This is a genomic window from Acinetobacter sp. A3 (assembly GCF_012371415.1).
Classification (GTDB): Bacteria; Pseudomonadota; Gammaproteobacteria; order Pseudomonadales; family Moraxellaceae; genus Acinetobacter.
Map to the genome: position 1 here is coordinate 1 of NZ_JAAZQW010000058.1, position 10,589 is coordinate 10,589.

General features: G+C 45.0%; 8 protein-coding genes and 2 pseudogenes. All 10 read left to right on the forward strand.

Features of this window, described 5'->3' with window-relative positions; genetic code table 11:
- Positions 1-755: 755 nt before the first annotated feature.
- Positions 756-1,562 (forward strand): annotated as a pseudogene (locus tag HHA42_RS12500) (KpsF/GutQ family sugar-phosphate isomerase); the annotation flags it as partial.
- Between the two features lie 3 nt (positions 1,563-1,565).
- The gene (locus tag HHA42_RS12505) at positions 1,566-2,105 is read left to right on the forward strand and encodes an HAD-IIIA family hydrolase (protein WP_005096667.1); all 540 of its coding nucleotides are present in this window, start codon (positions 1,566-1,568) and stop codon (positions 2,103-2,105) included.
- Between the two features lie 33 nt (positions 2,106-2,138).
- Positions 2,139-2,687: pseudogene (gene lptC / locus HHA42_RS12510) on the forward strand (LPS export ABC transporter periplasmic protein LptC).
- Positions 2,671-3,237, forward strand: a complete 567-nt coding sequence (gene lptA, locus HHA42_RS12515) for a lipopolysaccharide transport periplasmic protein LptA (RefSeq protein ID WP_005096669.1) — start codon at positions 2,671-2,673, stop codon at positions 3,235-3,237. The pseudogene lptC and the gene lptA overlap by 17 nt, the downstream one beginning before the upstream one ends.
- The gene (lptB, locus tag HHA42_RS12520) at positions 3,237-3,980 is read left to right on the forward strand and encodes an LPS export ABC transporter ATP-binding protein (RefSeq protein ID WP_005096670.1); all 744 of its coding nucleotides are present in this window, start codon (positions 3,237-3,239) and stop codon (positions 3,978-3,980) included. Before lptA ends, lptB begins: the two co-directional genes overlap by 1 nt.
- A 141-nt stretch (positions 3,981-4,121) precedes the next feature.
- Positions 4,122-5,663 (forward strand): TolC family protein, encoded by a 1,542-nt coding sequence (locus HHA42_RS12525; protein ID WP_168526728.1) that lies wholly within the window; start codon positions 4,122-4,124, stop codon positions 5,661-5,663.
- Positions 5,660-7,798 carry a type I secretion system permease/ATPase gene (locus HHA42_RS12530; RefSeq protein ID WP_168526730.1) on the forward strand — a complete coding sequence of 713 codons (2,139 nt, stop codon included), beginning with the start codon at positions 5,660-5,662 and terminating at the stop codon, positions 7,796-7,798. The genes HHA42_RS12525 and HHA42_RS12530 overlap by 4 nt, the downstream gene beginning before the upstream one ends.
- On the forward strand, positions 7,795-8,982 hold the full coding sequence (locus HHA42_RS12535) for an HlyD family efflux transporter periplasmic adaptor subunit (protein ID WP_168526732.1): 1,188 nt from the start codon (positions 7,795-7,797) through the stop codon (positions 8,980-8,982). Before HHA42_RS12530 ends, HHA42_RS12535 begins: the two co-directional genes overlap by 4 nt.
- Positions 8,983-9,100: 118 nt before the next feature.
- Positions 9,101-9,700 (forward strand): YigZ family protein, encoded by a 600-nt coding sequence (locus HHA42_RS12540; RefSeq protein ID WP_005171279.1) that lies wholly within the window; start codon positions 9,101-9,103, stop codon positions 9,698-9,700.
- Positions 9,693-10,310: an acyltransferase gene (locus HHA42_RS12545; protein WP_100355049.1), complete on the forward strand. Its 618-nt coding sequence runs from the start codon at positions 9,693-9,695 to the stop codon at positions 10,308-10,310. Before HHA42_RS12540 ends, HHA42_RS12545 begins: the two co-directional genes overlap by 8 nt.
- The last annotated feature ends 279 nt before the right edge of the window (positions 10,311-10,589 follow it).

The following is a 10,589-nucleotide window of genomic DNA, read 5'->3' on the forward strand; positions in this document are numbered from 1 at the left end:
CTCTTGAATTAAATAATTTTGCTGATTAATTTAAGATCAAATAAATTGTACGTTTTTTGATTTATGACGGAAGTCTATTATCCTTTTATCTAGAAACTGGGTTTGAAGTAAGAATTGATACGTACAAGTGTGGAACGGATGAGGCGCCTGTATCTGATAAGAAAAAAAAGGAAATTAGAGAAAATTATCAAGCGATAAGAGATACAGAAAATTCTAATATAGCAAGTGCCTTGTCAATAGAAGAGGGATTGGCAATGAGCATGGAAAAGTTAGTTGAGTGGACAATAAGCGAATTTAAAAAATTTACACCAACCTATGAAGACATTTGTAAAAAATTAGAATTAGAAATGGTTAAAAATGGACAATCTGATCGCAGAGATACATCTTCTGTAAATAAATTAAATCATCCACTAAACCAAATCCTTTTCGGTCCAGCGGGTACAGGTAAAACGTATAATACTATTAATTATGCTTTATCTATTTTAGATGGTCGTAATATTAATGATCCACAAACTGAAAATGATCGTAAAATTTTTAAAAAATATATGGATGAAGGAAGAGTCAGTTTTGTGACATTCCATCAAAGTTATGGTTATGAGGATTTTATTGAAGGAATTCGCGTAGATAAGAATGATCAAGATCAATTAACTTATGGTGTTAAATCAGGTGTGTTTCAAGAAATTTGTGATCGAGCCATAGGTAAAGAAGCTGTAGAACAAGATATTGATGTAGTACTTGATGAATTTGCTGCTGAAATTGGCCGTAAAATGGCGGCGACCTTTGCTTCGACCGGAACACCCTCATTCTTTATGCATCCGGGTGAAGCCGGTCATGGCGACTTGGGCATGCTGGTCGCGGGTGATGTGCTGATTGCGATTTCAAACTCAGGCAAGAGTGATGAGATCATGATGCTGATGCCACTCATCAAACATCTTGAAATTCCTTTAATTACCATTAGCGGCGATGAGCGTGGCCCAATGCCACAAAATGCTGATGTGGCTTTAACTTTGGGTCATCTTCAGGAAGCCTGTCCACTTGGCCTGGCACCGACTTCGAGTACAACAGCAACTTTAGCGCTGGGTGATGCACTGGCTGTCGCTCTTTTAGATGCACGTGGTTTTACTGCTGACGATTTTGCATTGTCACATCCAGCGGGTGCCTTGGGTAAACGTTTATTGCTACATGTAAAACACCTCATGCATACAGGTTCGGAATTGCCAAAAGTGTCACCAGATACACCGATGAATCAAGTTTTATACGAGATTTCAAATAAACGTCTGGGATTGACCACGGTCGTAGATGCAAATGATGTCTTGCTGGGAATTTTTACCGATGGTGACTTGCGTCGTTTAATTGATAAACAGCAAGGTTTTGATGTCAATCTGGCAATTCAGGACGTGATGACCAAGAATCCGCTTACGATTTCTCAGGAAGCACGTGCAGTCGTGGCGCTGGAACGTATGAATGAACGTAAAATTAACCAGTTTGTAGTGGTTGATGAGGCCAATAAAGTGATTGGTGTGATTAGTATGCATGACCTGATTCAGGCTGGGGTAAATTAATAAATGGCATCTTATGTATTATTAGAGCAGGCACGTCATATTGCAGCATTAGTGCTTGATGTAGATGGTATTTTAAGTGACGGCTTTGTAACGCTGACTAATACTGGTGATGAAATCAAATCATTCGATATCCGCGATGGTCTGGGTATGAAACTGGTTCAGCAGGCTGGAATCAAGGTGATTATTATCACTGGCCGTAAAAGTAATATTGTCGAAAAACGGATGTCTGACCTGGGTGTGGATCTGGTCTATCAGGGCCGTGAAGATAAAGGCACAGCACTACGTGAAGCATGTGCACAGCTCAATATCGACCCTGAAGATTGCTTATATATGGGCGATGACTGGCCTGACTTATCTGCTTTTGCCATTGCTGGCATGAAAGTGACCGTACCGAATGGTCATGTCGAAGTTCGTCGCCGTGCAGACCTGGTGACTCAGGCGCTGGGTGGCCGTGGTGCAGTACGTGAAATCTGCGATATGCTGCTGATGTCCAAAGGCGTATACCAAGAGTTACTTGAAAAATATACTCGTGCGCCTTATTAATAAGTCATATCTTTTGGATTAAGTACACCGCTTATGGATACTAAAGTTTTATATATTACGGCTGTGATGATTGCCGCAATAAGTGGTGGTTATTATTATTACAGTGGCAAGGGCAATAAGCTGCAGACGGACTCCGCGCGCAGCATGACCTATTCCGCTCAAGATATTAACTTAACCCAGACAGATGAATCAGGCATGTTATAGGTTCGCGCCCAGGTGGATCGACTTGAGCAGAACTTGCAGCAACAGACCTCCAAGCTGGAAAATCTGCAAGCTTCGACCTATGACAATGCTCAAGTCGATGCGACTTTCTCTGCCAAAATGGCGCATGGCTATGATGACAATACAAAAGTTGTACTCTCTCAAGAAGTGCTTGCCACCAAAATCATGCAAAATGGACAGTTAGAGTTCCGTACTGAGGAGCTGACGGCTTTTCCAAAAACACGTGAAATTGAAACTGATAAAACGGTGATCGTGGAGTCTCCACAGGCTGAATTTATCAGCCAGGGTCTTAAAGCCAATCTTAATGATGGTCAATACGAATTCTTTAATATTCGAGGAAAGTATGAACCAAATTCCTAAAGTCAAAATGATGCACACTTTCCTGAAGCGCACTGCGCTGGCGACTGTGATTGGACTTTTTTCAATCGCGGCCTTTGCCTTGCCATCTGACCGTAACCAGCCGATCACTTTACTGGCGGATCGCGCGACTTTTAATGAGCGTACTGGGGTGACGACCTATTCTGGCAATGTCATCATTGAACAGGGCACCATGAAGCTGCAAGCCAATTCAATTGTGGCCAATCTGAACAATAAGCGCCAGATTAGCCTGATTACGGCTACCGGTAGCCCGACACAGTTCCAGCAAAAAGTAGATGCCTCCAAAGGTCTAACCAAAGGTCAGGCTCAGAAAATTGTCTACAATGCTGAAACCGGAATTATTACCCTGTCTGGTAATGCCTTATTGCAGCAGGATGGGGCCAGTATTCGTGGTGCGACTTTAAAATATAGTATGAATAAAGGTGATGTTGAAGCGATTGGTACACCGAATAAAACCGGTTCAGCTGAAGGTCGCGTAAAAATTGTGATTCCACCATCGGCTTCACAATCCTTTCCAGGAGCACGTGATTAATGGAACAATCGCAGCAGGTTCAAACCTTGACCATCAAACATCTGGCGAAAAATTATAATAAGCGCTGGGTGGTGAAAGATGTGTCTTTTAGTATGGAAAGTGGCCAGATTGTCGGATTGCTCGGACCTAATGGTGCAGGTAAAACCACCAGCTTCTATATGGTCGTCGGTCTGGTACGTATGGATAAAGGTGAAATCTATCTGGATGATCTGGATCTTTCTGATCTGGCCATGCATGAACGGGCACGCAAGGGAATTGGCTATTTGCCGCAAGAAGCATCGATTTTCCGCAAGCTGACAATTTCACAAAATATTATGGCGATTCTGGAAACCCGCAAGGATTTGACCAAGGCCCAACGTCAGCAACGTCTGGCGGAACTTTTGGCCGACTTTAAAATCACTCATATCAAAGATTCTTTAGGAATGAGTGTCTCCGGTGGTGAGCGACGCCGTGCCGAGATTGCACGTGCATTGGCGGCAGATCCAAAATTTATGCTACTCGATGAGCCTTTTGCTGGTGTCGACCCGATCTCGGTTGGTGATATTAAAGATATCATCACCACTTTGAAAGATCGTGGGATTGGGGTATTGATTACCGATCATAATGTGCGTGAAACGCTGGCGATTTGTGAACATGCTTATATTGTGAGTGAGGGAGCATTGCTTGCTGAAGGTACGCCAGCAGAAATTCTGGCCAATGAAACAGTAAGAAAAGTTTATTTAGGTGATGATTTTACCGTATAAACAGCTTTTATGTCTGTAAGATACCCACATCACGACACCAATTGTCGGATGAGGGTTTTTTTTCATCAAATCAACGTTAAAAAAGTATCTTTTACAACGATTTGATATATTGTTAGGCTAAAACACGAAACATTAATTATTATGCGATTTAGGGTACAGCACATAAAAAATATTCAGGGGAAAACCGATAAAAAAAGGGGGATCTTCATGAGTCTTCTTTTGCCTTTATCTATTTCCTTGGCACATGCAGAAACTTCGCAAAACCATTTTGCAAATATTAAAAACGGTTTAAGTAAACTGATTGCACCAGAGCCAACAGGGTCAGCGCATTCAGTTAATATTACGTCACTCAGTCGCTACTCATTAGATACTTCTCAGGTAGCTGAACTGCCACAGATTACCCAGCCACAACAGGGACAGTCTGCTACCGGCTCTATCGTGGCTCCTATTCCACAAAAGATGAATGTGGTGGAAGCGATCCATACCGCAGTTCAGCGACGTCCTGAAATTAGCCAGAGTATTTCTACCCTGTCTGCACAGGCGGCCAATATTGATGTGGCAAAAGCAGCCTATTATCCGCAGTTATCGGGCGGATTGGGGACCGGTGATCTGACCTCGGGTGAGCGTGGACGTCAAGTGATTTCCTTAAATGCGACACAGATGCTGTATGACTTTGGCAAGATCAAAACCAATGTCAGTATCGAGGAAGCCAGATTGGCAGAAGAGCAGGCAAGGGTGCTGGTCAGTCTGGATCAGGTGGCTTTTGAAGTGGCAGATGCGATTGTTAATATCAAGCGTTATCAGGAAATTACCAAAATTGCCCAGCAACAGATTCAGGGCATTGGACGGATTGCAGAAATTGCCAATTTGCGTGCCCGTGCCGGTATCAGCAGTCAGGCCGATCCAATTCAGGCTCAGTCCAATCTGGAAGCGGCACAATCGAACCTGCTGGTGCAGCAGACCCAGCTCAGACAATATCAGCAACGTTTACGCACTTTGCTGGGGTTTGATGTGTCTGCGGTGGAATGGGAGATTCCAGAACGTATTGTGGCGCAGGCCGATCTGTATCAGGATCCGGAATTTACCCAGATTCCCAATATGATTCTGGCACAATCAGGCGTAGAGGTTGCACGCTTTCAAAAAGATCAGGCACGTTTAAGTCGTTATCCAAGCATTCATCTGAAAGGCAGTTTAAGTCAGGCTGTTAACGGCCGGAATCCGAATAATAATGAAGATGACGGCTTTTATAATTCAATCATGATTGAAGCCAGCAGTAATTTTTATCAGGGTGGCGCCGCACGCTCTCAGGCACGTTCTGCCAGTTATGCCGAAGAAGCTGCACGTGCACAGGTCAATACGGTTTATCTGGATGTACTGGATCAGGTTCGCTTGATTCGTGAGCAGATTGAGAATAAGCAAAAACAAATGGGAGTTTTATCCCAACGTCGTGCAACCACGGTACGAACCAAAGAGCTGTATCAAGAACAATATAAATTGGGCACCCGAACCGTGGTGGATTTGCTCAACGCAGAACAGGCGATTCATAGTGCAGCACAGGAAATTGAATCTGCGCGCTATGACATCTATTCGGCGATTGTGCAATATATTCAGGTCACCGGCCGTACACGGGATATTTACGCGCTTAACCGTATTTCTATTCAGGGGTTTGAAGTTCAGCCATGAGTACTACAATAAATTATCAACCGTGGCTTAAAGCGGTTTTGAATATTGCCAGACATTACCGGATTGAACCTTCTGAGGAGCGGATTCGTCTGCAACTGGACTGGAACCAGCATCATGACATCGACGAGATGCTCAAAATTGTCAGCCGGCAGATTGGTTTAAATGTCCGTAAAAATAAATTTGACAGCAGCTTGCTGAATCCGTGGCGTTTGCCTTTGCTGGTGGAGTTTGAGAGTGGGGATGTGGGTGTGATTGAACGCATCGACACCCAAGCTAACGTTAGTATACAGCTCAGTGGCGATGAAGGCTTGTCTCAAAGTTTCACGGTTGAACAGTTAGAGACGGGCGTAAAGCATCTGTATGTTCTGCGTCCCGAATCTTCTGTGCCGGATGCGCGGGTGGATGAATATATCAAGCCGTTCGAGAAAAACTGGTTCTGGTCAATTGTCTTGAATGACTGGAAACGTTATATCGATGTCATGTTCGCCTCTTTAATCGCGAATATTCTGGCACTGGCCACGATTGTTTTCTCGATGAACGTGTATGACCGCGTGATTCCATCACAATCGATTCCTACCTTATGGGTTTTGGCTGGCGGTGTGCTGATTGCGGCAATTTTCGAGTTTGTTTTACGCGTCTCCCGAATCTATCTATCAGACATTATTGGTAAACGTGCTGATCTGAAAATCTCTGATCGGGTATTTGGCCATTCTTTGCGCATCAAAAATAGTGAACGTTCCAAATCGACCGGTACCTTTATCTCGCAGATTCGGGAACTGGAAGGGGTACGCGAACTGGTCACTTCAACCACAGTGACTGCGATTGCCGACCTGCCATTTTTCTTCCTGTTCTTAGGGATTTTCTGGGTGATTGGCGGCAACCTGTTCTGGGTGATGCTGCTGGTGGTGCCACTGATGATCCTGCCTGGCATTCTGGCGCAGAAAAAACTGGCAGAACTGGCTCAGCTGGGCATGCGTGAATCTGCCATCCGTAATGCCTTGCTGGTAGAAGCCGTGCAAGGGATTGAAGATATCAAGCTGCTCAGAGCTGAAACACGCTTCCAGAATCAGTGGAACCATATGAATGAAGTTTCAGCCGATGTCAGCATGCAGCAACGTAAGATTGTGGGTTTGATGACGGCCTGGACGCAAAAAATCCAAGGCTTGACCTTTGCCATTGTGGTATTGGTCGGTGCTTTTGCGGTGATGGACGGCGAGATGACCACAGGTGCATTGGTGGCCTGTTCGATTCTGTCTTCACGAATGCTGGCACCCATTTCACAAATTACTGGCGTGTTGGGTCGTCTGCAACAGGCCAAAGTGGCCAAAGCCGGTCTGGATGAGTTGATGAAAAAATCGGTCGATCAGCCGGATTATTCTCATTTGATTCATCGCCCAGCTCTGGATGGTCATTATGAACTCAGTGGTGTGGTATTCAAGTACGGCGAAGATGATCCAAAACCAAGCCTGATGATTCCAAAGCTTGAAATCAAACCGGGTGAAAAGATTGCGATTCTGGGCCGTAACGGTGCCGGGAAATCAACCTTGTTGCAGCTCTTGTCTGGTATGCAGACACCGTTACAGGGCAAGGTCAAGCTGGATGGTATTGACCTGACCCTGATTGATCCTTCAGATGTACGTCGTGATATGGGCTTGCTGAATCAGAACTCGCAGCTGTTTTATGGTTCGATTCGTGAAAATCTCAGCCTGGGTGCGCCCTTGGCCACCGATCAGCAAATTCTGGAAGCATTGCAAATCACCGGTGCATTCGCTTTTGTGCAGGAGAAAAAAGAAGGTCTGGATCATATCATTCTGGAAGGTGGTGTTGGTTTTTCTGGCGGTCAGCGTCAGGCGCTGTTGTTAACACGGTTATTGATCCGTCAACCGAAAATTCTACTGCTAGATGAACCTACTGCTGCGATTGATGATGTGTCAGAAAAGCAGTTGATTGATCATCTTAAAAGTTATTTGAGCCATCGTACCATGGTGGTTGCGACGCATCGCCGTGCGGTACTGGAACTGGTGGATCGTATTCTTGTGGTGAATGATGGGAAAATTGTCATGGATGGTCCACGAGATCAGATCCTGAATCAGTCACAGGGTGGCAATAAGCGGGTTGTTGGAGCAAGTGCATGAGTGAACTCAAAGAACTAAAACGTTCAAGCAAAGTCAGCTTTCAGGAACCACCTTTACCTAAATCGAGTGTCATTATCTGGATTGTCGGCATTGGTTTATTGGTATTGCTGATCTGGGCCTGGTTATTTAGCTTGGAAGAAGTCTCTACCGGTATGGGTAAAGTGATTCCATCTTCTAAAGAGCAGGTGGTTCAGTCTTTAGAAGGCGGTATTTTGACCACACTCAATGTTAGAGAAGGTGAAATTGTAGAGCGCGGCCAAGTGTTGGCTCAGCTTGACCCGACCCGTTTTGAATCCAATGTCGGTGAATCTGAATCCTTACTGATTTCATCACGTGCGACCTCAGCTCGCTTACGCGCGGAAGTGAGCGGTACGCCATTGGTATTTCCCGAAGAAGTCTTGAAATACCCAAAACTGGTGAAAGAAGAAACGGCACTGTATCAGTCACGTCGTGCCAATCTGGAGGAATCCGTGGCCGGTCTAGAACAGGCCTTGGTACTGGTACAGCAAGAGCTGGAAATGACAGCACCACTGGTGGCTAAAGGGGCAGCCAGTGAGGTTGAAGTACTACGCTTAAAACGTGAAGCCAACGACCTGCGTAATCAAATGAATGATATTCGTAATCAATATTATGTGAGTGCGCGGGAAGAGCTGTCCAAAGCCAATACCGATGTGGAAACTCAGCAGCAGGTGGTACGCGGAAAGTCAGATACGTTGAGCCGGACTATTTTTAAATCACCGGTACGCGGTATCGTAAAAGAAATTGATGTGATGACCTTGGGCGGCGTGATTCCACAAAATGGCAAGTTGATGACCATCGTGCCACTCGACGAAAAACTACTGGTTGAAGCGCGGATTTCACCACGTGATATTGCCTTTATTCGTCCAGATCAGGAGGCACTGGTTAAAATTACAGCATATGATTATTCAATCTATGGTGGGTTGAATGGTAAAGTTGCGATGATTTCACCAGACACCATCCGTGATGAAGTCAAGCAGGATCAGTTCTATTACCGGGTCTATATTCGCACGGAGAGTGACAAACTGAATAATAATGCGGGTCAGGAGTTTAATATCACCCCAGGTATGGTGGCCACGGTAGACATTCGCACCGGTTCAAAAACTGTCATGGATTATCTGATCAAGCCATTCAACAAGGCCAAAGAAGCCTTGCGGGAACGCTAATCTTTTCAGGCCATTGAGTCAAACAATCGAGTCAAATCGGGCCTCTCCATGGAGAGGCTTTTTATTTGTTGAAGTAAAGCAGGTATACTGCCAGGGTTCGATTTTAAAGCCTGAAGTTATGCCATATACGCTTGCCAGCCTGGTCAGTTTTGAGGAAGACATCAAAAAAAGCCGATTTCAGGCATTTGCGACCCCTGTAGAAAATGAACAGCAGGTCAAAGATTTTCTGGACGTTTATCGTGATCCAAGTACCACACATCAATGCTGGGCCTGGAAAATTGGCCATCAGGTGCGCTTTAATGATGATGGTGAACCTTCAGGCACTGCGGGGCGCCCGATTCTCGCCACCATTGAAGGTAATGAACTGAGCAATGTACTGGTGCTGGTCAATCGCTGGTATGGCGGGATTAAACTCGGCACCGGAGGTTTGGTTCGTGCCTATGGCGGCTGCGCTGGACAATGCTTGCTGCTGGCAGACAAAATTGAACTGATTGAAAAGAAAAAAGTGCAATTTTTCTGTCAGTTTAATGAATGGGCCATTTTTCAGTATGAACTGAATCAGCAGCAAATCGATTATCAGGAAGACTATAGTGCCGAAGGCGTTCAGGTTCAGGCACAGTTGCAGAAGCATCAGATTGAAGCTTTTGCTTTAAAAATTCAGGATGTGACTCGTGGCCGTGAACAGCTCAAAATCATAGAAGAAGCGACAGATGACTGAAGCAGATCCATTACTGAAATATCGTGAGCAGCATAAACATCGCCTGAACTATATGCCTTGGCTATACTGGTCCTTAAAGGCGAAAAACCGTGGCTGGGCAGAAGCTTGGCAAAAAGAATATCAGGCTTATCTGATGGAAATGGAAACCGTCGAGATTGGTGAAAACTGTTTTATTTCACCACTGGCACATATTTTTGCGGAACCGGGACGCAAGATCGTCATTGGCGATAATACCTTTATCGCCGCAGATTGCACCCTGCATGGCCCACTGGACATTGGCAATGAAGTGGCGATCAATCATCACTGTATTCTGGATGGTGGCCGGCTGGGGATTAAACTGCATGATCAGGTGCGTATCGCAGCGTATTGTCATCTGTATGCATTTGATCACGGTATGCAGCTAGAACAGCCAATTTATCAGCAAGCGGTACGCTCACAAGGCATCGAAATTGGCCGGGATGTCTGGCTCGGCGCACATGTCGGTATTAAAGATGGCGTTAAAATCGCAGATCAGGCCATTGTCGGAATGGACAGTATGGTCACCAAAGATGTCGAAGCACGGGCTATCGTTGCTGGGAATCCTGCAAGCTTTATTCGATACCGCAAATAAAGCTTTACACTCAGTAGATCTCTTTCATCAATCAAAAAATGATGGTTCTATTGATATTTAAATCCACGAGATATTAAAAGCCCTTTCTCTCTTTCGGATGAGAAGCAGTGCGTCGCAAGGGCATGAGCGGATTTTATAAAGACCTTGTATCTTGGAGCTTGTAGTGATTAGCTTCCACTATATGCAAATTGTAGAGTTTGTAATAGACCTAAGACTTTTAGTCTGTGAAAGAGATAAAACCTACAATTTGCCCTAACCACTTGCACAACTCTGGACGGT

Excerpts from the sequence above, each read along its gene's own strand:
- HHA42_RS12505 (WP_005096667.1), top strand. The coding sequence starts at position 1,566 with ATGGCATCTTATGTATTATTAGAGCAGGCACGTCATATTGCAGCATTA.
- lptA (WP_005096669.1), top strand. The coding sequence starts at position 2,671 with ATGAACCAAATTCCTAAAGTCAAAATGATGCACACTTTCCTGAAGCGC.
- lptB (WP_005096670.1), top strand. The coding sequence starts at position 3,237 with ATGGAACAATCGCAGCAGGTTCAAACCTTGACCATCAAACATCTGGCG.
- HHA42_RS12525 (WP_168526728.1), top strand. The coding sequence starts at position 4,122 with ATGCGATTTAGGGTACAGCACATAAAAAATATTCAGGGGAAAACCGAT.
- HHA42_RS12530 (WP_168526730.1), top strand. The coding sequence starts at position 5,660 with ATGAGTACTACAATAAATTATCAACCGTGGCTTAAAGCGGTTTTGAAT.
- HHA42_RS12535 (WP_168526732.1), top strand. The coding sequence starts at position 7,795 with ATGAGTGAACTCAAAGAACTAAAACGTTCAAGCAAAGTCAGCTTTCAG.
- HHA42_RS12540 (WP_005171279.1), top strand. The coding sequence starts at position 9,101 with ATGCCATATACGCTTGCCAGCCTGGTCAGTTTTGAGGAAGACATCAAA.
- HHA42_RS12545 (WP_100355049.1), top strand. The coding sequence starts at position 9,693 with ATGACTGAAGCAGATCCATTACTGAAATATCGTGAGCAGCATAAACAT.